The following is a 23,589-nucleotide window of genomic DNA, read 5'->3' on the forward strand; positions in this document are numbered from 1 at the left end:
GTGGTCGGCGCAGCGTCCGGCGGGCCTGAAAAAGAAACGATCAGGCCGAACTCATCTCACACGGCCTGGCCGCGTGAGGACGAGCAAAAGGGAGGAGTAGCTTGGACGACGCGCCGCTCAGGCGCGCAGCCAGTTGGGGCGGTCGCGCCCCTCGGGAATGTGCGAGCGCGCAGCTGCGCAGCGCGGCAGCGGGCGCCGCTCGGCGCCGTCGGCCTGGGCACCTAGACCGTCGTCGGGCGACACGGCCAGCGGCGAATGGTTGCAATGGCAGTGACCGAGGGCGCAGACATCCTGAGCCCGGAGCTCGAGCGCATCACCGTCATCGCCGAGCACTTGAGGCTCACGCGGCTCGGCATGGGCCTGGCCTTGCAGATGGACGGCCGCCTCCAGCGCGCTGGCCTGGAACTCCTTGATGCAGCACAGCGCTGCCGCAGCCCAGCTGGACTGGGCCAGCATCAACAGTGCCAGCAGGGTGAGGAGAAGACGACGCATGGAGAGGGCTTGAACAAAAGCGGGCGCAGTATAGCCAGCGCGGCAGACGATCATGCGGGTAAACGCTGAATTTCAGCGGCGCGGGCTGCGCAACATACGCAGGCCGTTGAACACCACCAGCAAGCTGGCGCCCATATCGGCGAACACTGCCATCCACATGGTCGCGCTACCAAACAAGGCAGCCAGCAAAAAGGCGGCCTTGATGCCCAGCGCCAAGGCGATGTTTTGCCAGAGCACGGCGCGGGCGCGGCGCGAGAGCCGGATGGTCTCGGGCAGGCGCGACAGGTCGTCGTTCATCACCACCACATCGGCCGCCTCCATGGCCGTGTGCGTGCCGGCGCCGCCCATGGCAAAGCCGATGTCGGCGCGCGCCAGTGCAGGCGCGTCGTTGATGCCATCGCCGACCATGGCCGTGGGGCCCAGGCGGGCCTGCAGCTCGGTGATGGCGGCCAGCTTGTCCTCGGGCAGCAGGTTGGCGCGCAGCTCGGTGATGCCCAGCTGGGCCGCGATCGCCTGGGCGGTGCGCGGGTTGTCACCCGAGAGCATGACCGGGGTCAGGCCCAGACCGATCAGATCGGCCACGGCCTGCCGGCTGGAGGGCTTGACCGTATCGGCCACGGCGCACAAGGCCAGCACGCCGCCGACATCGGCCAGCAGGCTGACGCTGCGCCCGGCCTGCTCATGCACTGCCATCTGCGCCTCCAGTTCCGACGAGCATTGGCCGCGCTCTTCGATCCAGCGGTGATTGGCCAGCACCAGCGCCTGACCCTCGACCTGGCCGGCCACGCCGCGTCCCGCTTCGGCGCGAAAGCCCTGGACCTCGGGCGCCACAGCGACCGACAAGCCCTGGGCGATGGCCTTGGACACCGGGTGGTCCGAACGCGAGGCCAAGGCCTGGGCCCAGGCCTGCACGCGGGCCAGTTCGGCGCCGGGGCGCAGCAACTCAAAATGCGTCAGCACCGGCCGGCCTTCGGTCAGGGTGCCGGTCTTGTCGAGCGCCACGACCTTGAGCTTGCGGGCCTCTTCCAGATAGACCCCGCCCTTGATCAGGATGCCGCGACGCGCCGCCGCGGCCAGGCCGCTGACCACCGTCACCGGCGTCGAGATCACCAGGGCGCAGGGGCAGGCGATCACCAGCAGAACCAGGGCTTTGTAGACCGATTGCATCCAGGTCCAGCCGACCAGCCAGGGCATCAGCACCGCCACCGCCAGCGCCAGCACAAAGACCGCCGGGGTGTAGATGGCCGCAAAGCGATCGACAAAGCGCTGCGTCGGCGCGCGGCTGGACTGAGCCTCTTCCACCGCGTGGATGATGCGGGCCAGGGTGCTGTCGGCCGCCAGGGCCGTGACTTCAAATTCGAGCGCCGCGGTCTGGTTGATGGTGCCGGCGTAAAGCGCATCGCCCGCCCGCTTGTCCACCGGCAGGCTCTCGCCCGTGACCGGGGCCTGGTCCACTGCACTCTGGCCACGCAGGACGCGGCCGTCCAGAGGCACCCGCTCGCCCGGCTTCAGGCGCACGGTCGCGCCCAGGCCCACCTCGCCGCTGGGCAGGCGGCGCCATTGGCCATCGGCCTGCAGCACTTCGGCGTCCTCGGGCGCCAGCGCCAGCAGGCTTTGGATGGCATGACGCGCACGGTCCACGGCGCGCGCTTCGATCAGCTCGGCCAGGGCGTACAGCGCCATCACCATGGCCGCCTCGGGCCATCGGCCGATGACAAAAGCGCCGGTGACGGCCACGGCCATCAAGGCATTGATGTTGAGGCGGCCGACGCGCAGCGCCGCCAGGCCTTTCTTGTAGGTCTCCAGCCCGGCCAGGGCGATGGCCGCCAGGGCGAGGGCCATGGCGGCGATCTGGAAGGGAAGCGTGTCCGGCGCGAAAAAGGCCAAGGCTTCGGCGCCCAAGGCCGCCAGCAAGGAGGCGATCAGACGCGAGAGGCCGGCGCCCAACCCCGCGGGCGCTGCAGCGGCACCGCCCTGCTCAGCGTCCTGCGGCCAAGGTTGCGGCTCGTAGCCCAAGCGGCGAATGGCGGCCAGGGCCTGGGCCTGCACGGCCTCCGGCGCTTTCAGGGCCAGCTGGCGTTGGGGCACATCGAAGCGCAGCGCTTCGATGCCGGCGAGCGGCTCCAGCGCCGCGCGGATCTCGGCCTGCTCGACCGCGCAGTCCATGCTGGCGATGCGGTAGCGGGTGTAGCCGGCCAGCGCTGCGGGCGCGGCCGGCGGCAGCACCGGCTCGGCCGTCTCGCAGGCATGGCCACAGCAGTCGCCGTGGGCGGCCGGCGCGGCCGGGGCATGTGCGTGTGCATGAGCATGACCGTGCTCATGGCCATGGCTGTGGGCATGCCCATGAGAAGCGGAGCGGGAAGCAGAAGGGGCGCGTGTGTCCATGGCTTGCATTTGAAACCCTGGAGTGAGTCCAGAGTCAAGCGCATCGCTGGTTTTTACTTTTCGATATTTCCATAGATATGGAATAATAAATTCCATGCCTGAAGAACACGTCATCCGCGCCCTCGCCGCCCTGGCCCAAAGCCACCGCCTGCGCATCTTTCGCCTGCTGGTGGTGGCCGGTCAGGACGGCCTGACGCCCGGTGCACTGGCCGAAGCCCTGGGCCTGCCGGCGGCCACCCTGTCGTTTCACCTCAAGGAACTCAGCAACGCCGGCCTGCTCAGCCAGGAGCGCCTGGGCCGAAACCTGGTCTACCGCGCCGACTTTGCGCAGATGAACGGCCTGCTGGCCTACCTCGGCGAAAACTGCTGCCAGGGCCAGGACTGTTTGCAGCCCAAGCCGCTGGACTGCGGATGCTGAGTGGGGAAGGTGAACGAGTGAACAGGTGAACGGGTGAACTCAAGCCGCCCCCTCACGACTCACGACTCACGACTCACGACTCACGACTCACGACTCACGACTCACGACTCACGATTCACGATTCACGATTCACGATTCACCCATTCACCCATTCACCTGTTCAACCAAGCCATGACCACCCACGTCCTCATCCTCTGCACCCACAACTCCGCGCGCAGCGTGCTCAGCGAAGGCATGCTCAATCACTGGGCCCAAAAGCTCGGCCGGGATGTGCGCGCCCACAGTGCCGGCAGCGCGCCCAGCGGAAGGCTCAACCGCTTCGCGCTGGAAGCATTGACGAATGCCAGCGTCGATGTCGCGGGCTACCGCAGCAAGAGCTGGGACGAGTTCACGGGCCCGGAGGCGCCGCCGCTGTCCATCGTCATCACCGTCTGCGACAGCGCCGCGGCCGAAACCTGCCCGGTGTTTTTCTCCGGCAGCGAGCAGCCGCCGGTACAGGTGCATTGGGGCTACCCCGACCCGTCGAACGCCGAGGGCGGCGACGAGGGCAAGCGCCGCGCTTTCGAGCTGACCCGCCAGGCCATCGCCTACCGCATGCTGCAGCTGCTGGCCCTGCCGCTGGAGCGCCTGCGCAGCGCCGAGCTGGCCGCGGCACTGCAAACCATTGCGCGCAGCTGAGTTGACGGAGTCTGCTTCACCATGCACCACCGCTTGTCGTCTCAAAAGCTGCTGGCCGAAACCCTGGGCACGGCCTTGCTGTTGGCCATCGTCATCGGCTCCGGCATCATGGCCGAGCGCCTGGCCGGCGGCAATATCGCCCTCGCCCTGCTGGCCAACACGGCCGCCACTGTGGGCGGGCTTTATGTGCTGATCGAGGTTTTCGGCCCCATCAGCGGCGCCCATTTCAACCCCGCAGTGTCCCTGGTGATGGCCTGGCGCCGCGAGCTGCCCTGGTCCAGCGTGGCGCCCTTCATCGCCGCCCAGTTGCTGGGTGCGCTGCTGGGCGCCTGGGCGGCCCACGCGATGTTCGAGCTGCCTTTGCTGCAAACAGCGGCCAAGCTGCGCGCCGGTCCGGCGCAATGGCTGGCCGAAGGTATTGCCACCGCCGGCTTGCTGCTGGTGATCCTGCGCGCGCCGGCAGGCCGTGCCTCGTCCCTGGTGGCGGCCTATATCGGCGCGGCCTACTGGTTCACTGCCTCCACCTCCTTTGCCAATCCTGCCGCGGTGTTCGGCCGCATGTTCAGCGACAGCTTTGCCGGCATCGCCCCGGCCAGCGCGCCCGGCTTTGTGCTGGCCGAGCTCCTGGGCGCTGGGCTGGGCCTGGCGCTGCATCACGCCCTTTCACCTCGACCCACACGTCATGACTGACTCTCTTCACATCAAGCCAGAGGACTTCCCGGCCCTGGACACGGCGCTGTTCCAGCGCCCCAGCCTCGAAGCCTTGCGCCCCGCCAAGGTCAGCTCGCATGCGCCGCGCTTTTTGATGCTCTACGGCTCCCTGCGTGAGCGCTCCTTCAGCCGCCTGCTGGCCGAAGAAGCCGGGCGCCTGCTGCAAGCCATGGGCGGCGAGGTGCGCTTCTTCAACCCCAGCGGCCTGCCCTTGCCGGACGACAGCACGGACAGCCACCCCAAGGTGCAAGAGCTGCGCGAGCTGGTGCTGTGGAGCGAGGGCATGGTCTGGAGCAGCCCCGAGCGCCACGGCGCCATGACCGGCGTGATGAAGGCGCAGATCGACTGGATTCCTTTGACCAGCGGCGCCGTGCGCCCGACCCAGGGCAAGACCCTGGCGGTGATGCAGGTCAGCGGCGGCTCGCAGAGCTTCAATGCCGTGAACCAGCTGCGCGTGCTGGGCCGCTGGATGCGCATGCTGACCATCCCCAACCAGAGCTCGGTGGCCAAGGCTTTCCTCGAGTTTGACGAGCAGGGGCGAATGAAGCCCTCGGCTTACTACGACCGGGTCGTTGACGTCATGGAGGAACTGTTCAAGTTCACCTTGCTGACGCGCGACATCGGGCCCTGTTTGGTGGACCGCTACAGCGAACGCAAGGAAAGCGCTGAGGCCTTGTCGCGACGGGTCAATCAGGCCGCCTTGTAATAAAGCGGCCGGCGCCCGGAAGTCGATCGGCGATTCAGAGGGCGGCGCTCGTGCCGCTGCGCTGCCGCCTCAGCCACCACCAAGCCGCAGCGCCGAGTGCCGCCAAGGCGGCTATACCGAGGGCCCACCAGCCGGTTTGCGTGCCGGCACTGGCACGCCGCTGCTCGCGCGCCAGCAGCGCATCGCCGAGCTCGCTCATTTCCGCCTGCAAGGCCTTCTGCTCCGCCTGCAGTGCCACAAACTGGGCCTCGGCCTGCTTGATACGGTCGGGCCGCGGGCCTTCGACGCCGACGGTGGTGCTCGGCATGGCGCCGAGCGGACCGCCGACATCCAGAGCCATCAAGAGACGGATGCCCGCGAGCGGGGCATACCAATCCGCCGGGCTGCCGCTGGCTGAAGGTGAAACTGCAGCGCTGCGCTCAGCCAGGCCAGGGTCCAGGCGCAAGGCCGGGCCCTTGTGGCGCAGCACCACCGTCGGCGCTGGCACAGACTGAGGCTTGGTCTTGGCGAAGGCTGGCGCCGCGGGCGAAGCGGAAAGTTTGGCCGGCGCCGAAGCCGCAGACACCGACGCAGACGCAGACACAGCAGAGGGCAAGGACGGCTCCAGCATCAGGCTGAACTGCTGGCGCGGGCAACCCAAACTCAAGACCACCACCGGCTCAGCCACCGGCGCATGGGTCTGCACACGCATCAGGATGGCACCGCCGGCCGCCTGCCAGTCGATGCTGCGCATGAACTCGGCCGGCTTCAGCATGCGCTCACCCACGCTCACATCCACCTTGAAACAAGGGTCGCTCAAGGTCTTGCTGATCTTGTCGCCGGGCGCCAGCCGCAGGGCAATCTGCACCTGCAAAGGCTGATGCAAGGCGGACTGCAGACGCGGCAGGCTGATCTCAAGCGCTTGACTCGACGCGGCGGCCATGAGGCCAGCTGCCAGCCAGACCCGAGGGAGGAGATCACGGAAAGTGACGTTATGCAGCATGCGCACCAAGGCGATTCATGAGGGTGCCGGTAGCCCGGCTTGAACTGCCTGGGACTCTAGCATGCAAGGCCTGCAACACAGGGTAGTTCCGATGCTGCGCACACCAGCCGATGGCAGGGCAGCCCCACTACAATCGCCCGCAGTTCCCACTCGGCCGCGACCATGCTCTCCAAACTCCTGCCTGTGACACGCACCAAGTTTCGCCCGACCGTTCTGGCCAGCCTGCTGGCCCTGTCTCTAGGCCTGCTGAGCACCGGCCAGGCGCGCGCCGACGATGTGAGTGATGTCCAGGCCCTGCTGGCCGCAGGCAAGGCCGCTGAAGGCCTCAAGAAGGTCGAGCAGTTGCTGGCCGCCAAACCCGAAGACCCGCGCCTGCGCCTGCAGCGCGGCATTGCCTTGTCTCTGTTGAACCGCAATGCCGAGGCCATCGGCGTGTTCCAAAAGCTGATTGACAGCCACCCCGAGTTGCCCGGCCCCTACAACAACTTGGCCGTGCTCTACGGCAACCAGGGTGAGTACGAAAAAGCGCGCCAGGCGCTAGAACTGGCCATCCGCACCAATCCGGCCTACGCGACCGCCTTCCAAAATCTGGGTGACGTCTACGCCCGGCTGGCCGGCCAAGCCTACAAAAAGGCCCTGGCCCTGGACAAAAGCGACGGCGTGCTGCCGCTGAAGCTGGCGGTGGTGCAGAACATCTTTGAGACCAGCGTGGACCCGCGCAAGCCGGCGACTCCGGCAGCCAGCCCAGCGCCCGCGCCCTCGCCCGCCGCAGCCCCTGCCGCCCCCGTGGCAACGGCGCCGGCGCCGGCGACCAAGCCCACGCCAGCTCCGACTCCAGCGACGGCGACACCGGCACCCGCCCCCGTCGTAGCCGCTGCGCCCACGCCCGCGCCTGCACCAACGCCCAAGCCTGCGGCGGCGCCGATGCCGGCCCCAGCTCCTGCAGCCCTTGCAGCAGCACCGAGCCCCGCCCCGGTCGCCAAGGCCGAGCCAAGCAAGGCCGAGAGCAGCGCGGCGGCCGACCGCCAGGCGGTCGAGAACACATTGCAAGCCTGGGCCAAAGCCTGGAGCTCGCGTGATATGAGCGGCTATTACGCGGCCTATGTGCCCGAATTCAAGGGCAAATTGCCCAACCGCAAGGCCTGGGAACAAGAGCGTCGCGAACGCATCACCAGCAAAAAGAACATCAAGGTCAAGCTCAGCGACATCAAGATCAAGCTCCAGGGCGACAAAGCCACGGTCAGCCTGCGCCAGGACTACAGCTCCGACGCACTCAGTGTGAAGAGCAGCAAGAGCTTCACCTTGAGCAAGGGCCGCAGCGGCCGTTGGCAAATCGCCGACGAAACCAACCGCTGAACCGAAGCCGCACTGAGCTCAGAGCACTCACCACCAGCGCAAGTCACCGCCTTTTTCTGTTGTCCACTGTTTCCATGCCGGCCCCCAACTCCGATCTTGACCGTTTGACCGAGCGCCTGTCGGTACGGCGCCGCCGCAAAGAGCGCCGGCGGCAGCTGCTGATCGCCGGTCTGGCGACCACGCTGCTGAGCGTCATCGGTACGGTGGGCTTTGTCTCCGCCCGCGCCAAATTCAGCGCCGCCGACTCGCTGGACGGCAAGGTCAGCTCCAGCGCCGGGCATGGCCAGATCGGCCCAGATCTGCTGACGGCCCAGCTCGACGGAGACACGCCGGAAAGCCAGCTGATTCAGGTCTACCAGCTGCTGGCAAAAGGCGAAGAAGGCAGGGCCTTTGCCTTGGTCGAGCACCTGGTGCGCCGGCAACCCGATTTCGCTCTGGCCCAAATGGTCTACGGCAGCTTGCTGCTGGCGCGCAGCGGCCAGGGAGAAGCGCTGGAGCGCCAATTGGCAGCCAGCGGCAAAAAGCTCGACCCAGCCACGCTGCTGCGCACCGAGGCGCGCCTGCGCCTGGCCGCCCTGGTCGAGCGCCCGCCGCAAGACGCCCTGCCCGAGCAGATGTTCGGCCTGTCACCCAGCGTGCGCCACGCCATCATGGTGGACACCAGCCGCGCGCGCCTCTATCTGTTCGAGAACAGCGCCAACGGCGTGCGCCTGCTGCGCGACAGCTACATCTCGATTGGCAAGCTGGGCACCGGCAAGCTGGTCGAAGGCGACCAACGCACGCCACTGGGCACCTACTACGTCGGCCCGCGCCGCGATGAGGCCGCTTCGCGCTACGGCGCCGCCGCACTGCCCTTGAATTACCCGAACGAGATCGACCGCTTGGCCGGCCGCGGCGGCACCAGCATCTGGCTGCACGGCGAGCGCAGCGGCAACTACGCGCGCAGCCCGCAGTCCACCGACGGCTGCATCGTGCTCAGCAATGACGAGATGCGCCTGCTGGCCGAAACCGTGACGCCGCGCGAAACGCCGGTGCTGGTGATGGACAAAATCCGCTGGGTCAAAAAGAGCAGCGTCAGCAGCCCGCCTGCGCTGGATGCCGGCTTTGAGTCGGCCTTCGAGCAGTGGCAGCAGGCACGCCTGCGCCAGGACGCAGCCGCTTTGCGCCAGCTCTACGAGCCGGGGCTGCAGCGCGGCTCGGACAGCAGCAGCGACAAGCTGGCCAGCAATCTGGCCCGCATGGCCAAGCAGGAGTTGCCGCTGCAATCACTGGAGCGCCTGAGCGTGCTGCCGGGTCAGCATGCCGAGCCGGTGCTCATCGTCACCTACCGCGAACTCAGCGCCCAGGATGATCGCGCCCGCCTCAAGCGCCAGTACTGGCGCGCGCAGAACGGGCAATGGAAGATTTTCTTCGACGGCATCGTCGGTTGAAGCGGGCAAGAGGCCCGGCCCCTGCGCTGAACTAAAATACGCAACTGCGCCCTCATTCTTGATGGCGCCGCACCCCGGGCTGCGCTGACGCAGCCCTCCGATTCACGCAGCCCCTGGACAAATACCATGCAACGCTGTGTTCTCCGTGCTCTGCTGCTCGCAGCGGGTGCCAGTCTGGCGCTGAGCGCTCCTTTTGTTGCGCAAGCGCAAACCCACCGCCAGTTCAGCCCGCAAACCTTGCGCGGTGAGTTCTTGCTGGTGCAAACACCCGATGTGCTGCTCAACGGCAAGCCGAGCAAGCTTTCGCCCGGCACCCGCGTGTATGGCGACACCAACCTGCTGCAGCAACCGGCCAGCCTGGCGGGCCAAAAGCGGACCGTGCACTACACCGTGGCACCTGATGGCCAGATCCTCGATGTCTGGCTGCTGAACCCCGTCGAGCTGGCCAACAAGACCTGGCCCCGCACGCCGCTGGAAGCCGCCAGCTGGACCTTCGAGCCCGGCACGCAGACCTGGCTCATGCGCTGAGCGCCCGCAGCGTCCTTGCATCCGGCTGGCCGCGCGCGCCAGCCCACCCTCTTTTTTCCTGAGTCCCGCCATGAGCAGCAACACCCCGTCCCCCAAGAAAGTCTTCATCAAAACCTTCGGCTGCCAGATGAACGAGTACGACTCGGGCAAGATGGCCGATGTGCTGGGCGCCGCCCAGGGCTACGAGAAGACCGACGACGTCGAGCAGGCCGACCTGATCCTCTTCAACACCTGCTCGGTGCGCGAGAAGGCCCAAGAGAAGGTGTTCAGCGACCTGGGCCGCGTCAAGCACCTGAAGGAAAAAGGCGTGCTGATCGGTGTGGGCGGCTGCGTGGCCTCGCAAGAGGGTGCGGCCATCATCGAGCGCGCACCCTATGTGGATGTGGTCTTCGGCCCGCAGACCCTGCACCGCCTGCCGCAGATGCTGGCCGCGCGCCGCGAAGAGCGCCGCCCGCAGGTGGACATCAGCTTCCCCGAGATCGAGAAGTTCGACCACCTGCCGCCGGCCAAGGTCGAGGGCGCCTCGGCTTTCGTGTCCATCATGGAAGGCTGCTCCAAGTACTGCAGCTATTGCGTCGTGCCCTACACCCGCGGCGAAGAAGTCTCGCGCCCCTTTGACGATGTGCTGACCGAGATCGCCGGCCTGGCCGACCAGGGCGTGGTGGAGTTCAATCTGCTGGGCCAGAACGTCAATGCCTACCGCGGCAAGATGGGTGACACGAGTGAATTTGCCGACCTGGCCCTGCTGCTCGAGTACGCGGCCGAGATCCCCGGCATCGAACGCCTGCGCTTCACCACCAGCCACCCGAACGAGTTCAGCCAGCGCCTGATCGAGGCCTACGGCAAGGTGCCGCAGCTGGTCAACCACCTGCACCTGCCGGTCCAGCATGGCAGCGACCGCATCCTGATGGCCATGAAGCGCGGCTACACCGCCCTGGAGTTCAAGAGCACGATCAAGAAGCTGCGTGCCATCCGCCCGGACATCCGCATCGCCAGCGATTTCATCGTCGGCTTCCCCGGCGAGACCGAAGAAGACCATGCCAAGCTGATGAAGCTGGTGCACGACATCGGCTTCGACGCGTCCTTCAGCTTCATCTTCAGCCCACGCCCGGGCACGCCCGCCGCGGCGCTGGAAGACACCACGCCCTATGAAGTCAAAGTCAAGCGCCTGCAGGAACTGCAAGCGGTGATCGAGGCCAACACCCTGGCCATCAGCGAAACCATGGTCGGCACAACCCAGCGCATCCTCGTCACCGGCAATGCCCGCAAGGACGCCAGCGAGCTGATGGGCCGCACCGAGTGCAACCGCATCGTCAATTTCAAGGGTCAGCCGCGCTTGATGAATCAGCTGGTCGATGTGCGCATCACCCAGGCCTTTGCACACTCGCTGCGCGCCGAGGTGCTGACCTCGGAGACTGTCAGCGTCCCGGCCTGAAGCTCAATATGCATTGCGGCAGGCTGATGCCCAAGAGCATCAGCCCGTAGCCCAACATCTTGCCGTCCCGGCCCAGCAGCACCAGGGCCAGGATCAGGCCCGCGCTGCCGCCCCAGCCGCCCCAGACCGTCAGCCGCCGCCAGGCCAAGGCCTTGAGCTCGCGCCGCCACAACAGCTTGGCGCCGGCCGCCATCAGCGCCGCCACCGCCCAGGCGGGCAGGAAGAAATTGCTCAGGTGCCAGAAGGCGTCCAGGGGATTCAAGGTGGCGGTGCTCGCAAGCTGGCGGTTCGTCGGGACGGGGTTTGCTTGATGTGCATCAAGCTTTTCCGGCGCATCCATGGCCATGCAACCACAGGCGCCTCGTCAGTCAATTTTATAATCCACCCATGACGGTCTTCGCCCTCGGTCTGAACCACAACTCCGCGCCCCTGGATCTGCGCGGGCGTTTTGCGTTCTCGCTCGAGCAACTGGCCCCCACGCTGCTGCAGTTCCGCGAGCAACTGAACCAGGGCCACAAGGCCAGCAACGGGCAGGCCGAAGCCACCATCCTCTCCACCTGCAACCGCACCGAGATCTATGTCGCGGGCTCGGGCGCGGGCGTGCAGCCAGCCGTCGACTGGCTGGCCCAGGTCGGCGGTGTCAGCCCGGCCGCGCTGATGGACCATGCCTATGTGCGCGAGGGCAGCGCCGCGGCGCGCCATGCCTTCCGCGTCGCCAGCGGCCTCGATTCCATGGTGCTGGGCGAGCCGCAAATCCTCGGCCAGATGAAGCAGGCCGTGCGCGAGGCCACCGATGCCGGCACGGTGGGCACCACCTTGCACCAGCTCTTCCAGCGCAGCTTCTCAGTAGCCAAGGAGGTGCGCAGCTCGACCGAGATCGGCGCCCACTCCATCAGCATGGCGGCTGCCTCGGTGCGCCTGGCCGGCCAGCTGTTTGAAGACCTGAGCAAAATCCGCGTGCTCTTCGTCGGCGCGGGCGAAATGATCGAGCTGGTGGCCACCCATTTCGCCGCAAAGACGCCGCTGCACATGGCCGTGGCCAACCGTACGCTGGAGCGCGGCGAGAAGCTGGCCAGCCGTCTGGGCGCCGAGGCCGTGCGCCTGGCCGACCTGCCGCAGCGCCTGCATGAATTCGACGCGGTGATCTCCTGCACCGCCAGCAGCCTGCCCCTGATCGGCCTGGGCGCCGTCGAGCGGGCGCTGAAAGCACGCCGCCACCGCCCCATGTTCATGGTTGACCTGGCCGTACCGCGCGATATCGAACCCGAAGTCGCGCAGCTGGACGATGTCTACCTCTACACCGTTGACGAGCTCGCCACTCTGGTGCAGTCGGCCGGTGAAAAACGTCAGGCCGCGGTCGAGCAGGCGGAGGCCATCATCGAAACCGGTGTGCAGAGCTTTGTGCACTGGCTGGGCCAGCGTCACACCGTGCCCCTGATCCAGGCCCTCAATGCCCAGGCCGAGGACTGGCGCGAGCATGAGATGAGCCGCGCGCGCAAGCTGCTGGCCAAGGGAGCCGATGTCGACGAAGTCATGGAAGCCCTGGCCCGCGGCCTGACGCAAAAAATGCTGCACGGCGCCCTGGCCGAGCTGCACAGCGTCGACGGCGAGCAGCGCCTGCAGCTGGCACAAACCGTCTCGCGCCTGTTCCTGCGCAACAGCCCGCGCAGCCCGGAAAAATCGGCGTCCGAGAATTAGCGACCGAGCAGGTTTCGCCCCTGCCCTGCGGGCTTATGCCCCAGATCCGCTCGTTCTCTGTCTTTGCCGATTGCCTCCCATGAAAGACTCCCTGCGCCAGCAGTTCGACCGCCTTGCCTTCCGCCTCAGCGAGCTCGATTCGCTGCTGGCCGACGGCTCCCTGGCCGCCGACATGAAGCGTTACCGCGCCCTGACCAAGGAGCAGGCCGAGGCCGCCGAACTGGTCGGCCAGTACCGCCAGTACCTGCAGCGCGAGGCCGACTTGAACGAGGCCCGCAGCCTGCTGCAAGACCCCGAGATGGCCGAGATGGCACGCGAGGAGATCGCCGCGGCCGAGGCCGACATCACGCGCCTGCATGAATCACTGCAGCTGGCCCTGCTGCCGCGCGACCCCGATGACGAGCGCCCGGCCTTTCTGGAAATCCGCGCCGGTGCCGGTGGCGACGAGTCGGCACTCTTTGCCGGCGATCTGGCGCGCATGTACCTGCGCTATGCCGAACGCCAAGGCTGGCGCAGCGAGATCCTCTCGGCCAGCGAGTCCGACCTGGGCGGCTACAAGGAGCTGGTGGTGCGCATCGAGGGTGAGCGGGTCTACGGCCGGCTCAAGTTCGAATCGGGCGGCCATCGCGTGCAGCGCGTGCCGGCGACCGAATCACAGGGGCGCATCCACACCAGCGCCTGCACCGTGGCCGTGATGCCCGAGCCCGACGAGGCCGAGGAGGTGACGCTGAACCCGGCCGAGCTGCGCATCGACACCTTCCGCGCCAGCGGCGCCGGCGGCCAGCACGTCAACAAAACCGACTCGGCCATCCGCATCACCCACCTGCCCACCGGCCTGGTGGCCGAATGCCAGGATGACCGCAGCCAGCACCGCAACAAGGCCAAGGCCATGGCCGTGCTGGCCGCCCGCCTGCGCGACAAGGACAAGAACGAACGCGCCGCCAAGGAAGCCGCCACCCGCAAGGGCCTGATCGGTAGCGGCGATCGCAGTGACCGCATCCGCACCTACAACTTCCCACAAGGCCGGCTGACCGACCACCGCATCAACCTGACGCTGTACAAGCTCGGCGCCATCATGGACGGCGACCTCGACGATGTGGCCGCCGGCCTGCAAGCGGCCCAGGCGGCCGAACAACTGGCGCTGCTGGAGGAAGGCCGGGCATGAGCCTGAACCCGCCCCTTGACGTCAAAGCCGCCCTGGCCCTGGCACGCCAGTTGGGCCTGGAGCGCGGTGACGCCCAGACCTTGCTGGCCGAGCGCCTGCAGCAAAGCCGCGCATGGCTGATCAGCCATGACGACGAGGCCCTGAGCCCGGCCCTCGCCGCCCAGCTGGCGAGCGAAATGCAGCAGATGGCCGAGGGTCTGCCCCTGGCCTATGTGCTGGGCGAAAAGGAGTTCCACGGCCTGCGCCTGCGCCTGAGCCGCGACACCTTGATCCCGCGCGCCGACACCGAGACCCTGGTCGACTGGGCGCTGGAGCTGCTGCCCGGCCTGGGCGTGGCGCCACGCGTGGTGGACCTGGGCACGGGCAGCGGCGCCATCGCCTTGGCGATCAAGGCTGACCATCCCGCAGCCGAGCTCAGCGCCGTGGACCTGAGCGCCGGGGCGCTCGAGGTGGCGCGCGGCAATGCCGAGCGCCTGGGCCTGGCGGTGGAGTTTTTGCAGGGCAGCTGGTGGAACCCGCTGCGCGGCCGCAGCTTCGAGCTGATCGTCAGCAACCCGCCCTATATCGCCGGCCAGGACCCGCATTTGCCGGCTCTGCGCCACGAGCCGCTGAGCGCCCTCACCCCGGGCGGCGACGGCCTGAGCGACCTGATGGCCTTGATCGAAGGCGCACCGGCCCACCTGAGCGCCAGCGGCTGGCTGCTGCTGGAGCATGGCTACGACCAGGCCGAGCCCGTCGCCCTGGCGCTGCAAGACCGTGGCTTTGTCGATGTGGGCCTGCGCCACGACTTGGGTGGCCAGCCGCGCGTCAGCGGCGCACGCTGGCCTGGCTGATTCACGCAACACAAATTAGCAATTACCGGCGAATTGCTGGCAATTTGACGCGTGTGTTTTCCTGGCCAGGCAGTAGCATGGGTTCAACCCACTGTTTCAGGAGACTGCCATGACAAACGCCCGAACGGCCCTGTTTGCACCCCTGAAGCTGGCCTTGAGCCTGCTGGCCCTGTGCTGCGGCAGCGCTCAGGCACTGGATGGACTCGGTCTACAAGCGGATCAGACTCGCTGGCAGGCACGCGTGCAGTTGAGCAGCCTGGAAGGCCAAGGCGCACGCTTGCTCAGCGCCAACCTCCTGGGCGACTACTACCTGACCGGTTCCGGCCTGGGCGGTATTGCCGGCGGCCTGCGCGCCACCGGCGGCATGATGATGGGCTCGGCCAGCCTGGCCCAAAGCAGCGCCGGCCTCGCCTTGACACGCGATTTCCGACAGCGCCTGGCGGTCGGCCAGCGCAGCGTCAGCCTGCTGCGGCCTGACACGCAGCTGCTGGGCGACGCGGCGCCCTCCCTGAGCTATCTCGGCATCGGCTACAGCGGCCAGTCTTTGCGCGGCGGTTGGGGCTTCAGCGCCGACCTGGGTCTGATCGGCCCGCTGTCGCTGGGTGGCCTGCGCCTGGGCCTGAGCCGCAACACCGGCGCCGAAGAGTTGCTGCGGGATTTGCGCCTCAAACCCGTGCTGCAACTCGGGCTGTCCTACAGCTATTGAGTGCCCCGGCGCCGCCTGGTCGATAATTGCTCCAAGATTTTCACTTTGGGGCATGAAGACAATGAACGACGTTCAACAGCGCATCGACGATCTGGTCAAGAACAACCGTGTGGTGCTGTTCATGAAGGGCACGGCGCAATTCCCCATGTGCGGTTTCTCCGGCCGCGCCATCCAGATCCTGAAGGCCAGCGGTGCCAGCGATCTGAAAACCTTCAATGTGCTGGAGGACGAAGGCGTGCGCCAAGGCATCAAGGAATATGCCAATTGGCCGACCATCCCTCAGCTCTACATCAAGGGCGAGTTCGTCGGTGGCTCGGACATCATGATGGAGATGTACGAAGCCGGTGAGCTGCAAGAGCTGCTCAGCGCCTGATTCCCGGCCGCAGCCCGAATGACACAAAGACTGGTCGTCGGCGTCACCGGCGCCACTGGTGCGGCCTATGCGCTGCGGCTGCTGCGGCGTGGCCGCGAACTGGGCCTGGAAACGCATCTGATCGTCACGCCCTCGGGCGTACTCAATGCCCACCATGAGCTGGGCCTGGATCGCAAGGCCCTGGAGGCTGAGGCCTCCTACGCCCACGCGCCCGGCGATGTCGGCGCCTGTGTGGCCAGCGGCAGTTTCGCCACGGCGGCCATGGTGATCGCGCCTTGCTCCATGAAGACCCTGGCCTCGGTGGCCCATGGCTTCGGTGACAACCTGCTGACCCGGGCCGCCGATGTGACGCTGAAGGAGCGCCGCCGCCTGATCCTGATGGTGCGCGAAACGCCCTTCAACCTGGCCCATCTGCGCAATATGGTGGCCGCCACGGAAATGGGCGCCATCGTCTTTCCACCGCTGCCGGCCTTCTATCACCACCCGCAGAGCATCGCGGAGCTGGTCAACGAGAGTGCCGAACGGGTGCTGGAACTGGCCGGCGTGAGTGGCGCTGAACCCAAGCGCTGGTCCGGCCTGAAGGCCTGAGGGTCTGAGATTCAGACCTCGCCCGGCATCAACCACTGCCGGCGCGAGGCAAACACCGCCCGGGGATACTCGGGCTTGCCGCGGCTGCCGTTGTAGCGCCCCAGGGCCAGGTACATATCGCCCTGTTCGCGGTCCAGGTAGTGGCGCAGGATGACGCAGCCGAAGCGCAAATTGGTCTGCATATGGAAAAGCCGTGAGGCTTGGCCGTCACCGATCAGCTTGGCCCAGAAGGGCATGACCTGCATATAGCCGCGCGCGCCGGCCGTGCTGATGGCGTACTTGCGGAAGCCGCTCTCGACTTGCACCAAACCCAGCACCAGACTGGGCTCCAGACCGGCACGCTTGGATTCGTACCAGATCGTCTCGAGAAACTCGATCCGGGTCAGTGCCTCGCTCTTGCGATTCTTGAGCTTCTCACTCATGGCCCCCAACCAGCGCAGATAGGCCAGGCGAGCGTCGATTTGATCGAAGCGCGGCTTGGGTGGTGCGCTATTGGCCACCGAAGCCGACAGCGCCGAGCGCACGGCGTCGGCCAGCGGCTCCTCGACCTGAGCACCGGCGCTGGCCGGCCGTGGCAAGCACAGCAGCGCCCCCGCAGACAGCAGCAGGCTGCGTCGGCCGGGCGTCCAGGGTGTGCCAAGTGAATTCATGGTTCGCAAAATCGATGCAATCAGGTGGGTGAGATCAGGTGGAGCCCAGCCAGGCCTCCAAAGGCAGACGTCGCCGCGGCCCCAGGCCGCGGGCCAGTGCCAGCCAGAGCGCCCAGTACAGAAGGCTCGCAGCCGCCAGGGTCACCGTACCCAGCGGCAGGGCCAAGCCTGCGCCGCTCAAGCAGGCCAGACTCAGCAAGGAACTGCCCACATACATGCTCAGGGTGTGGCGCCCGGCCGGCGCCAGGGCAGTCAGCCAACCTTGGCCATGCACGAGCAACCAAGGTACCAGGCCGATCAACAAAAGCAGCGCCGCAATGAGAGAGAGAAGGCCGTAAACAGCGTCCTGCTGACGATCTTGATCAATCAAGACCCAGCACCAACCGGCACCCCAGACGGCATTGAGCAAGAGCCCAGGCACGAGCCAGCGTCGCGCCCACGCAGCCCACAGCGGGCGCCATCGCGCATGTGTGAAGAGGCGCAAACGCCCGGCCATCAGGCCCGCCGTCATCAAACCCAGAAACAAGGGCAGGCCTTGCACAACAACGCCCAGCTGCATCAGCAGATAGTGGCTGCCATTGAGCAACCACCAGCCAGACCAGGAATTGGGCGCGGCCAGGGAGCGTGGTGGCTCGGGTAAGAACAAGCTGCTGTCCGATATAAACCAGAGCAGGGTCAGCACCATGATCAGCAACGAAAGACTGGCCCACACCCACAAGCGCCGCCGCAACTGACGCAAACGCAGTGCCGGTGCACGGAGCATCAGCAGGCCGCTCAGGGCATAGGCGGTCAAGATGTCACCAGAATAGACCAGCACACCATGCAAAAACCCGAGCAGCAAGAGACGGCGCATGCGGCGACCGCGGCGCTGAGCGGGGTCTGACGCAACAGAGGCAGCAAGAGGGCGAGGACCTCGCTGGGTACGGAATGAAACGGCCTGGCTGTAGCCAAACAGAAAGATCAAGAGACACAAGCCCTTGCCCGCCAGCAGCGCCGCGATGAGGGCGAGCACGGCCTGGGCCGTACCCGAATCCGCCGGCTGTGGCGCCACCAAAGGGCCGCCGTCCGGCAGTGCGGCATAACCGACCCAGTTGATGGCAACAACGGGCAGCAGCGCCAGTGCCCGCAGGCCATCAATCGGCGCCTGACGCTGCTGCACCGGCACGCCCGGTGGCGGCGCGGCTTGCAGCGCCGCGACGGTCACGCCGTCTTGGGCTTGAGCAGGTCCAGCACCTCGGCCAGGCTCAGCTTGCGAGCCTCGGCATCACGGCGGCCCTGGTACTCAACCAGGCCTTCCTTGAGACCGCGGTCCGAGATCACCACACGGTGCGGCACGCCGACCAGCTCCCAGTCGGCAAACATGGCGCCGGGGCGCTCGCCGCGGTCGTCCAGCAGCACGTCCACGCCCATGGCTTGCAACTCGTCGTGCAGCTTGTGGGCCGCGGCCTTGACCTCTTCGCTGCGATCCATGCCAATCGGGCACACGACAACGCTGAACGGTGCGATGGCTTCCGGCCAGATGATGCCGCGCTCGTCATGGTTTTGCTCGATGGCGGCACCCAGGATGCGGGTCACGCCGATGCCGTAGCAGCCCATCACCATCAGCTGAGGCTTGCCGTTTTCATCCAAGTAAGTGGCCTTCATATCGGCCGAATACTTGGTACCCAGCAAGAAGACATGGCCGACCTCGATGCCGCGCTGGATGGCCAGCACGCCCTGGCCGTCCGGCGACGGGTCACCGGCGACGACGTTGCGGATGTCGGCGATCAGATCCGGCTCGGGCAGATCACGGCCCCAGTTGGCACCGGTGAAGTGGAAATCGGCCTCGTTGGCGCCACAGACGAAATCGCTCATCAAAGCGACCGTGCGGTCGGCCACCACCTTGACCGGCTTGAGCAGCTGGATCGGGCCGAGGTAGCCCGGCTTGCTGCCGAAATGAGCTTCGATCTCGCTGACGGTGGCGAAGCGGAAACCGGCCTTCAGGCCTTCGACCTTGCCGACCTTGACTTCGTTCATGTCGTGATCGCCGCGCAGCAGCAGCAGCCAGACCACGCTCTTGACCACTTCGCCATGCTCGTTCAGCTCGTCTGCCGCCAGCACGATGGACTTGACCGTCTGCGTCAGCGGCAGGCCGAGCAATGCAGCCACGTCCTCGCAGGTGCTCTTGCCCGGTGTCGCGGTCTTGAGCAGCGCTTGCGTCGCATCCCCGCGGGCCGGCAGCAAGGCCACACCCTCGGCCAGCTCAATATTGGCGGCGTAGTCGCTGCTCGGGCAGTAGACGATGGCATCTTCGCCGGTGTCGGCGATGACCTGGAATTCATGCGAGAGTTCGCCGCCAATGGCACCGGTGTCGGCCGCCACGGCACGGAACTGCAGGCCGAAGCGCTCGAAGATGCGCTGGTAGGCCGAGTACATGTTCTGGTAGCTGAGCGTGGCGGTGGCCACATCACGGTCGAAGGAGTAAGCGTCCTTCATGGTGAACTCGCGGCCGCGCATGATGCCGAAGCGCGGGCGGCGCTCGTCGCGGAACTTGGTCTGAATGTGGAAGAAGTTCTTGGGCAGCTGCTTGTAGCTGCGCAGCTCCTGGCGGGCGATGTCGGTCATCACCTCTTCGGACGTCGGCTGGATGATGAAATCGCGGCCGTGGCGGTCTTTGACGCGCATCAGCTCCGGGCCCATCTTGTCGAAGCGGCCGGTTTCTTGCCAAAGCTCGGCCGGCTGCACCACCGGCATCAACAGCTCCACCGCACCGGCGCGCACCATTTCCTCACGGATGATGCCCTCGACCTTGCGGATCACGCGCAAGCCCATGGGCATGTAGTTGTAAATGCCGGCGCCCAGGCGCTTGATCATGCCGGCGCGCATCATCAGCTTGTGGCTGACAACTTCCGCATCGGCAGGTGCTTCCTTGAGGGTGGAGACGAAAAACTGGCTGGCTTTCATGGCGGCGGCGGGGCTCGACCACGGGGGCCGAACCGGATTCAAAAGTGGAAGGGAGTGCGCGCTGACCGCGCTGATCGATTCGCAGCTGGCTTGCGGGTTAGACAGTGATGCCAAGGCGGCATCCCAATGCAATAATCAAACCAACTATAGATTCGAGGTTGATTATGCTCGACCGTGAAGGGTTCCGCCCCAACGTCGGCATCATCCTGCTCAACCACAGGAATGAAGTGTTCTGGGGCAAGCGCATTCGCACCCATTCCTGGCAGTTCCCGCAAGGGGGCATCAATTATGGCGAAACGCCTGAGCAGGCGATGTTCCGTGAGCTCCACGAGGAAGTGGGGCTTGTGCCCGACCATGTGCGCATCATTGCGCGCACCCGCGACTGGCTGCGCTATGAGGTGCCCGACCACTTCATACGACGTGACGCACGTGGGCATTACCGGGGCCAGAAGCAGATCTGGTTCCTGCTGCAGCTACTCGGCCGCGATTCGGACATGAATCTGCGCGCCACCAACCACCCGGAGTTCGACGCCTGGCGCTGGAACGACTACTGGGTGCCCCTGGATGCGGTGATCGAATTCAAGCGCGGCGTCTATGAAAACGCACTGACCGAACTCGCTCGCTACCTGCCGCGCATCAACCACCACAACCGCTATCTGCGCTCGGGCATGCGCCCGCAGCATGGGCGTGCCGAGCTGCAGCAGGGCGAGCCGCAACAGCATGAGACGGGCCAGGACGCTGGCAAGACTGCGGCACAGGAATAGACGCAAGTGCCTGCATAGTTTGGCGCTGAAATGACGAAAGCCTGCTCGACCTTGCGGTCGCAGCAGGCTTTTCTATTTCAGTACCGCAGGAGGGTCAGCGCAGCACCAGATTGTCGCGGTGGATCAATTCGGGCTCGGCTGCGTAGCCCAGGACACGGCCAATCTCGGCCGAAGGCTTGCGGGCGATCAGGCGGGCTTCAGCACTGGAGTAATTGCTCAAGCCGCGCGCCAGTTCTCGACCCTCGGGGTCTCGCACCGCAATCACATCGCCGCGGTGGAACTCGCCCTGCACTTCCATCACACCGATCGGCAGCAAGCTCTTGCCCTCGCCCTGGAGCTTGAGCACAGCACCCGCATCGACCGAAACCGCGCCGCGCAGCTGCAGATGGTCCACCATCCATTGCTTGCGCGCCGCCAGCTTGGGCAGGCTGGCCAGCAAAGCCGTGCCAATGGCCTCACCAGCGGCCAGGCGCAGCAAGACATCGGGCTCGCGGCCCCAGGCAATCACGGTGTTGGCGCCACTGCCAGCCGCACGCTTGGCAGCCAGGATCTTGGTGATCATGCCGCCACGGCCCAGCGATGAACCAGCACCGCCGGCCATCTGCTCCAGCTCCGGTGTGCCCGCCACCGCCTCGGCAATGAACTGCGCGTTCGGATCGCGGCGCGGGTCGGCGGAGTACAAGCCTTTTTGATCGGTCAAGATGACCAGCGCATCGGCTTCGATCAGATTGGCCACCAGGGCGCCCAAAGTGTCGTTGTCGCCGAACTTGATCTCGTCGTTGACGACCGTGTCGTTCTCGTTGATGACCGGCAGCACACGGTGCTGCAGCAGGGTCAACAAAGTGGAACGGGCATTGAGGTAGCGCTCACGGTCGGCCAGATCAGCATGGGTCAGCAAGACCTGGGCGCTGCCCATGCCATGCTCGCGCAGCTTGCTCTCGTACATCTGGACCAAGCCCATCTGACCGACAGCCGCCGCCGCTTGCAACTCATGCAGTTCGGTGGGCCGGGTGGTCCAGCCCAGGCGCTTCATGCCCTCAGCAATGGCGCCGCTGGACACCATGACCACCTCGCGCCCTTCGGCCGCCAAGGCAGCCAGCTGCCGGCACCAATTGCCGATGGCCTCGGCGTCGACGCCACGGCCTTCATTGGTCACCAGACTGGAGCCGACCTTGACGACGATGCGGCGCGCGCCCGCAAGCGCGCGGCTCATGCTTTCGCGTCCGCTGCGTCTGCTTCGTCAGCCTCGCTGGCCGGCTTGCCATCCGGGAAGCGCGGGTCCACTTCCACATGCACCTTGTGTGCCGTGGCCACATGGTCGTAGATGGCGTGAATCAGGGGCTGGCAGCCTTCGCGGGTCAGGGCCGAGATCTCGAAGACCGGGCCCTTCCACTTGTAGCGCTTGACGAAATCCTTGACGCGCTTGGCGCGCTCGTCCTCGGGCACCATGTCCAGCTTGTTCAGCACCAACCAGCGCGGCTTGTCATGCAGCTCCTGGTCGTACTTCTTGAGCTCATTGACGATGGCTTTCGCCTCGGCCACCGGGTCCACGGCCGGATCAAACGGCGCCAGGTCGACCACATGCAGCAGCAAACGCGTGCGCTGGAGATGGCGCAGGAACTGATGGCCCAGGCCGGCACCTTCGGCCGCGCCCTCGATCAGACCCGGGATGTCGGCGACCACAAAACTCTTCTCCGGCGCGACACGCACCACGCCGAGATTGGGATGCAGAGTTGTGAAGGGATAGTCGGCGATCTTGGGGCGGGCATTGGACACAGCCGTGATCAGCGTCGACTTGCCCGCATTGGGCTGGCCGAGCAGGCCGACATCGGCCAGCACGCGCAGTTCCAACTTGACCTTCTTGGCCTCGCCGGGCCAGCCGGGCGTCTTCTGACGCGGGGCGCGGTTGGTGCTGGTCTTGAAATGCAGATTGCCGAAGCCGCCATCGCCGCCCTTGGCGAGCAAGATCTTCTCGCCGGGCTCGAGCAACTCGGCAATCACGGTGTCGGTTTCGAGATCGCGCACGATGGTGCCGACCGGCATGCGGAGGATCACATCGTCGGAGGCGGCGCCGTAGCAGTCGGAGCCACGGCCGGCTTCACCGTTGCGAGCCTCATGGCGGCGCGCATAGCGGTAATCGATCAGGGTGTTGAGATTGCTGTCAGCGACCGCGAACACGCTGCCGCCACGGCCGCCGTCGCCGCCGTCCGGGCCGCCGAAGGGAATGAATTTCTCACGGCGAAAACTCGCACAGCCGGCGCCACCATTGCCGGCCACGATATCGATGGTGGCTTCGTCTATGAACTTCATAAGCTTGTCGCTTGCTCCGTGCCTTTTGAGGCGATGGTAAGGCAATGCGGCTGAAAACCCGACATTGCAAATGCAGCCTCAAAAAGCAAAAGCCCCGGCAAGCCGGGGCTTTGTGCGTCGGGTGGCCGGCTGCTGCCCTCCACCCGCGCTGTGCTTCGATGTGTTCGTTAAGAAACGATCAGACCGGAGTCACGAACACCGTCTGGCGGCTCTTTTCACCCTTGATGGCGAACGACACTTGGCCGTCGACCAGTGCAAACAGCGTGTGGTCCTTGCCGATACCGACATTGGTGCCGGGATGGAACTTGGTACCGCGCTGACGCACGATGATGGAACCTGCAGAGATGGTCTGGCCGCCGTAGGCCTTCACACCGAGCATCTTGGGTTTGGAGTCGCGGCCGTTTCGTGTTGAACCGCCGCCCTTTTTCTGTGCCATGG

The 23,589-nt window shown here is 66.2% G+C and carries 25 protein-coding genes; 15 read left to right on the forward strand and 10 right to left on the reverse strand.

All coding sequences use genetic code 11. The annotated features are described in order from the left end of the window. Window positions 1–117: 117 nt before the first annotated feature. Window positions 118–492 carry a hypothetical protein gene (locus tag LNV28_RS00585; protein WP_263516985.1) on the reverse strand — a complete coding sequence of 125 codons (375 nt, stop codon included), beginning with the start codon at window positions 490–492 and terminating at the stop codon, window positions 118–120. A gap of 72 nt (window positions 493–564) precedes the next feature. Further along, window positions 565–2,877, reverse strand: coding sequence for a heavy metal translocating P-type ATPase (locus tag LNV28_RS00590; RefSeq protein WP_263516984.1), 2,313 nt, complete (start codon window positions 2,875–2,877; stop codon window positions 565–567). 94 nt (window positions 2,878–2,971) lie between these two features. Here LNV28_RS00590 and LNV28_RS00595 point away from each other — a divergent pair, with 94 nt between their 5' ends. The 4 genes from LNV28_RS00595 to arsH all read left to right on the forward strand — a co-directional run bounded on the left by LNV28_RS00595 (window position 2,972) and on the right by arsH (window position 5,390). Next, the gene (locus LNV28_RS00595) at window positions 2,972–3,295 is read left to right on the forward strand and encodes an ArsR/SmtB family transcription factor (RefSeq protein ID WP_263516983.1); all 324 of its coding nucleotides are present in this window, start codon (window positions 2,972–2,974) and stop codon (window positions 3,293–3,295) included. A 171-nt stretch (window positions 3,296–3,466) separates the two neighbouring features. After that, on the forward strand, window positions 3,467–3,973 hold the full coding sequence (locus LNV28_RS00600) for an arsenate reductase ArsC (RefSeq protein WP_263516982.1): 507 nt from the start codon (window positions 3,467–3,469) through the stop codon (window positions 3,971–3,973). Window positions 3,974–3,994: 21 nt separating this feature from the next. Next, entirely contained in the window at window positions 3,995–4,663 is a 669-nt protein-coding gene (locus LNV28_RS00605) for an aquaporin (RefSeq protein WP_263516981.1), read from the forward strand. Then, entirely contained in the window at window positions 4,656–5,390 is a 735-nt protein-coding gene (gene arsH, locus LNV28_RS00610) for an arsenical resistance protein ArsH (RefSeq protein WP_263516980.1), read from the forward strand. Before LNV28_RS00605 ends, arsH begins: the two co-directional genes overlap by 8 nt. Window positions 5,391–5,424: 34 nt before the next feature. On the opposite strand, the gene LNV28_RS00615 is transcribed toward arsH, so the two are convergent. Further along, a complete protein-coding gene (locus LNV28_RS00615; RefSeq protein ID WP_263516979.1) occupies window positions 5,425–6,312 on the reverse strand; it encodes a hypothetical protein in 888 nt (295 codons plus the stop codon). Between the two features lie 222 nt (window positions 6,313–6,534). On the opposite strand from LNV28_RS00615, the gene LNV28_RS00620 reads away from it, so the two are divergent. From LNV28_RS00620 to miaB, 4 genes are all read left to right on the forward strand, one after another. Further along, the gene (locus LNV28_RS00620; RefSeq protein WP_263516978.1) at window positions 6,535–7,728 is read left to right on the forward strand and encodes a YybH family protein; all 1,194 of its coding nucleotides are present in this window, start codon (window positions 6,535–6,537) and stop codon (window positions 7,726–7,728) included. Window positions 7,729–7,802: 74 nt separating this feature from the next. Beyond that, complete coding sequence (locus tag LNV28_RS00625; RefSeq protein ID WP_263516977.1) at window positions 7,803–9,158, forward strand: L,D-transpeptidase family protein; 1,356 nt, start codon at window positions 7,803–7,805, stop codon at window positions 9,156–9,158. Window positions 9,159–9,284: 126 nt separating this feature from the next. After that, on the forward strand, window positions 9,285–9,686 hold the full coding sequence (locus LNV28_RS00630) for a hypothetical protein (RefSeq protein ID WP_263516976.1): 402 nt from the start codon (window positions 9,285–9,287) through the stop codon (window positions 9,684–9,686). 70 nt (window positions 9,687–9,756) lie between these two features. Then, window positions 9,757–11,121, forward strand: a complete 1,365-nt coding sequence (gene miaB, locus LNV28_RS00635; protein WP_263516975.1) for a tRNA (N6-isopentenyl adenosine(37)-C2)-methylthiotransferase MiaB — start codon at window positions 9,757–9,759, stop codon at window positions 11,119–11,121. On the opposite strand, the gene LNV28_RS00640 is transcribed toward miaB, so the two are convergent. Beyond that, complete coding sequence (locus LNV28_RS00640) at window positions 11,105–11,383, reverse strand: hypothetical protein (protein WP_263516974.1); 279 nt, start codon at window positions 11,381–11,383, stop codon at window positions 11,105–11,107. The genes miaB and LNV28_RS00640 overlap by 17 nt on opposite strands. A gap of 125 nt (window positions 11,384–11,508) precedes the next feature. Here LNV28_RS00640 and hemA point away from each other — a divergent pair, with 125 nt between their 5' ends. The 6 genes from hemA (at window position 11,509) to LNV28_RS00670 (ending at window position 16,484) form a co-directional block, all read left to right on the forward strand. Beyond that, window positions 11,509–12,819, forward strand: coding sequence for a glutamyl-tRNA reductase (hemA, locus tag LNV28_RS00645; RefSeq protein ID WP_263516973.1), 1,311 nt, complete (start codon window positions 11,509–11,511; stop codon window positions 12,817–12,819). A 79-nt stretch (window positions 12,820–12,898) separates the two neighbouring features. Continuing rightward, entirely contained in the window at window positions 12,899–13,984 is a 1,086-nt protein-coding gene (gene prfA / locus LNV28_RS00650; protein ID WP_263516972.1) for a peptide chain release factor 1, read from the forward strand. Continuing rightward, a complete protein-coding gene (gene prmC, locus LNV28_RS00655; protein ID WP_263516971.1) occupies window positions 13,981–14,817 on the forward strand; it encodes a peptide chain release factor N(5)-glutamine methyltransferase in 837 nt (278 codons plus the stop codon). Before prfA ends, prmC begins: the two co-directional genes overlap by 4 nt. 109 nt (window positions 14,818–14,926) lie before the next feature. Next, window positions 14,927–15,523 (forward strand): hypothetical protein, encoded by a 597-nt coding sequence (locus LNV28_RS00660; protein WP_263516970.1) that lies wholly within the window; start codon window positions 14,927–14,929, stop codon window positions 15,521–15,523. 61 nt (window positions 15,524–15,584) lie between these two features. After that, window positions 15,585–15,896: a Grx4 family monothiol glutaredoxin gene (grxD, locus tag LNV28_RS00665; protein WP_263516969.1), complete on the forward strand. Its 312-nt coding sequence runs from the start codon at window positions 15,585–15,587 to the stop codon at window positions 15,894–15,896. Window positions 15,897–15,914: 18 nt separating this feature from the next. Beyond that, window positions 15,915–16,484, forward strand: a complete 570-nt coding sequence (locus LNV28_RS00670; RefSeq protein WP_263516968.1) for a UbiX family flavin prenyltransferase — start codon at window positions 15,915–15,917, stop codon at window positions 16,482–16,484. An 11-nt stretch (window positions 16,485–16,495) separates the two neighbouring features. Here the strand turns inward: LNV28_RS00670 and LNV28_RS00675 are convergent, their stop codons facing one another. From LNV28_RS00675 to LNV28_RS00685, 3 genes are read right to left on the reverse strand one after another with little or no spacing between them, the layout of a single operon-like run. Then, complete coding sequence (locus LNV28_RS00675; RefSeq protein ID WP_263516967.1) at window positions 16,496–17,134, reverse strand: lytic transglycosylase domain-containing protein; 639 nt, start codon at window positions 17,132–17,134, stop codon at window positions 16,496–16,498. Between the two features lie 34 nt (window positions 17,135–17,168). Beyond that, the gene (locus tag LNV28_RS00680; protein WP_263516966.1) at window positions 17,169–18,338 is read right to left on the reverse strand and encodes a DUF418 domain-containing protein; all 1,170 of its coding nucleotides are present in this window, start codon (window positions 18,336–18,338) and stop codon (window positions 17,169–17,171) included. Continuing rightward, window positions 18,335–20,077 (reverse strand): proline--tRNA ligase, encoded by a 1,743-nt coding sequence (locus LNV28_RS00685; RefSeq protein WP_263516965.1) that lies wholly within the window; start codon window positions 20,075–20,077, stop codon window positions 18,335–18,337. The genes LNV28_RS00680 and LNV28_RS00685 overlap by 4 nt, the downstream gene beginning before the upstream one ends. A 164-nt stretch (window positions 20,078–20,241) precedes the next feature. Between LNV28_RS00685 and LNV28_RS00690 the strand changes: the two genes are divergently transcribed. Then, window positions 20,242–20,841, forward strand: a complete 600-nt coding sequence (locus tag LNV28_RS00690; RefSeq protein WP_263516964.1) for an RNA pyrophosphohydrolase — start codon at window positions 20,242–20,244, stop codon at window positions 20,839–20,841. 94 nt (window positions 20,842–20,935) lie between these two features. Here the strand turns inward: LNV28_RS00690 and proB are convergent, their stop codons facing one another. The 3 genes from proB to rpmA form a co-directional block, all read right to left on the reverse strand. Beyond that, complete coding sequence (proB, locus tag LNV28_RS00695; RefSeq protein WP_263516963.1) at window positions 20,936–22,054, reverse strand: glutamate 5-kinase; 1,119 nt, start codon at window positions 22,052–22,054, stop codon at window positions 20,936–20,938. Continuing rightward, window positions 22,051–23,151, reverse strand: coding sequence for a GTPase ObgE (gene obgE, locus LNV28_RS00700; RefSeq protein ID WP_263516962.1), 1,101 nt, complete (start codon window positions 23,149–23,151; stop codon window positions 22,051–22,053). The genes proB and obgE overlap by 4 nt, the downstream gene beginning before the upstream one ends. A 178-nt stretch (window positions 23,152–23,329) precedes the next feature. Then, entirely contained in the window at window positions 23,330–23,587 is a 258-nt protein-coding gene (gene rpmA / locus LNV28_RS00705; RefSeq protein WP_263516961.1) for a 50S ribosomal protein L27, read from the reverse strand. Window positions 23,588–23,589 lie beyond the last annotated feature (2 nt).

The organism is Paucibacter sp. DJ2R-2 (genome assembly GCF_025717675.1).
In the GTDB taxonomy this organism is placed as follows: domain Bacteria; phylum Pseudomonadota; class Gammaproteobacteria; order Burkholderiales; family Burkholderiaceae_C; genus Paucibacter_A.

Bases quoted from the DNA above. Each gene is read 5' to 3' on its own strand.
- LNV28_RS00585 (WP_263516985.1), bottom strand. From the start codon at position 492: ATGCGTCGTCTTCTCCTCACCCTGCTGGCACTGTTGATGCTGGCCCAG.
- LNV28_RS00590 (WP_263516984.1), bottom strand. From the start codon at position 2,877: ATGGACACACGCGCCCCTTCTGCTTCCCGCTCCGCTTCTCATGGGCAT.
- LNV28_RS00595 (WP_263516983.1), top strand. From the start codon at position 2,972: ATGCCTGAAGAACACGTCATCCGCGCCCTCGCCGCCCTGGCCCAAAGC.
- LNV28_RS00600 (WP_263516982.1), top strand. From the start codon at position 3,467: ATGACCACCCACGTCCTCATCCTCTGCACCCACAACTCCGCGCGCAGC.
- LNV28_RS00605 (WP_263516981.1), top strand. From the start codon at position 3,995: ATGCACCACCGCTTGTCGTCTCAAAAGCTGCTGGCCGAAACCCTGGGC.
- arsH (WP_263516980.1), top strand. From the start codon at position 4,656: ATGACTGACTCTCTTCACATCAAGCCAGAGGACTTCCCGGCCCTGGAC.
- LNV28_RS00615 (WP_263516979.1), bottom strand. From the start codon at position 6,312: ATGGCCGCCGCGTCGAGTCAAGCGCTTGAGATCAGCCTGCCGCGTCTG.
- LNV28_RS00620 (WP_263516978.1), top strand. From the start codon at position 6,535: ATGCTCTCCAAACTCCTGCCTGTGACACGCACCAAGTTTCGCCCGACC.
- LNV28_RS00625 (WP_263516977.1), top strand. From the start codon at position 7,803: ATGCCGGCCCCCAACTCCGATCTTGACCGTTTGACCGAGCGCCTGTCG.
- LNV28_RS00630 (WP_263516976.1), top strand. From the start codon at position 9,285: ATGCAACGCTGTGTTCTCCGTGCTCTGCTGCTCGCAGCGGGTGCCAGT.
- miaB (WP_263516975.1), top strand. From the start codon at position 9,757: ATGAGCAGCAACACCCCGTCCCCCAAGAAAGTCTTCATCAAAACCTTC.
- hemA (WP_263516973.1), top strand. From the start codon at position 11,509: ATGACGGTCTTCGCCCTCGGTCTGAACCACAACTCCGCGCCCCTGGAT.
- prfA (WP_263516972.1), top strand. From the start codon at position 12,899: ATGAAAGACTCCCTGCGCCAGCAGTTCGACCGCCTTGCCTTCCGCCTC.
- prmC (WP_263516971.1), top strand. From the start codon at position 13,981: ATGAGCCTGAACCCGCCCCTTGACGTCAAAGCCGCCCTGGCCCTGGCA.
- LNV28_RS00660 (WP_263516970.1), top strand. From the start codon at position 14,927: ATGACAAACGCCCGAACGGCCCTGTTTGCACCCCTGAAGCTGGCCTTG.
- grxD (WP_263516969.1), top strand. From the start codon at position 15,585: ATGAACGACGTTCAACAGCGCATCGACGATCTGGTCAAGAACAACCGT.
- LNV28_RS00670 (WP_263516968.1), top strand. From the start codon at position 15,915: ATGACACAAAGACTGGTCGTCGGCGTCACCGGCGCCACTGGTGCGGCC.
- LNV28_RS00675 (WP_263516967.1), bottom strand. From the start codon at position 17,134: ATGAATTCACTTGGCACACCCTGGACGCCCGGCCGACGCAGCCTGCTG.
- LNV28_RS00685 (WP_263516965.1), bottom strand. From the start codon at position 20,077: ATGAAAGCCAGCCAGTTTTTCGTCTCCACCCTCAAGGAAGCACCTGCC.
- LNV28_RS00690 (WP_263516964.1), top strand. From the start codon at position 20,242: ATGCTCGACCGTGAAGGGTTCCGCCCCAACGTCGGCATCATCCTGCTC.
- proB (WP_263516963.1), bottom strand. From the start codon at position 22,054: ATGAGCCGCGCGCTTGCGGGCGCGCGCCGCATCGTCGTCAAGGTCGGC.
- obgE (WP_263516962.1), bottom strand. From the start codon at position 23,151: ATGAAGTTCATAGACGAAGCCACCATCGATATCGTGGCCGGCAATGGT.
- rpmA (WP_263516961.1), bottom strand. From the start codon at position 23,587: ATGGCACAGAAAAAGGGCGGCGGTTCAACACGAAACGGCCGCGACTCC.